Annotated in this window: 1 protein-coding gene; it reads left to right on the top strand. The window is 43.6% G+C overall.

Features of this window, described 5'->3' with window-relative positions; translation table 11 throughout:
- A partial coding sequence (locus BCU91_RS08145) for a flagellin (RefSeq protein WP_277869339.1) occupies positions 1–670 on the top strand: 670 nt, incomplete at both ends.

Here is a 670-nt window from a genome sequence, read left to right as displayed (position 1 = left end):
AACGGCATTATCAACAAAAAAAGCTACGAATGGCAGCTTGTCAATTAATGGAACGTCAGTTGCTATAAGTGCAGCCGGAGCAGCTACTGTTGCTGATGAGATTAACGCTGCAAATACTGGTGTGACAGCTGAAGCAAGACTTGAAACTACTATTGATAAGCTTGACTCTGCCAGTGATGGCGACCTTGAAATTGGCGGTAAGAAATATGATTTAGCCACTTATGGTGGTGATATGGAGAGCCTTGCTGCAGATTTATCAAAAGATGGTTTTGAAGCGTCTGTTAATGATGCGGGTGCGATTAATTTGAAAACAACGGGTGTAGAAGGTATCGAGATTACGGGTAATACGGCCGGTGCTGTTGAACTTGGTGGTAAAGCAGCAGGTGCTGCTGCAGTATCTGTTTCATCTGAGCTACATTTATCATCAAAAGAGAGCTTTACAGTTGCTGACGATGGTACAGCTGATGTGGGTGAGTTAATTAGCTCAGCATCATCTTCTCTTACATCTGTGAATTCAGTTGATATCAGTTCAGCGGACGGTGCTCAAGATGCATTGGCGATTATTGATGGCGCGATAGCAGGCATTGATTCACAACGCGCAGACTTAGGTGCGGTGCAAAACCGGATGAACTTTACCATTAATAACTTAAGCAACATTCAAGCTAACGTG

Origin of the sequence: Shewanella sp. 10N.286.52.B9, assembly GCF_002873635.1 — a bacterium.
In the GTDB taxonomy this organism is placed as follows: Bacteria; Pseudomonadota; Gammaproteobacteria; order Enterobacterales; family Shewanellaceae; genus Shewanella.
The sequence above is the reverse complement of the archived record's forward strand: the minus strand, read 5'-3'. Positions and strand labels throughout refer to the sequence as shown.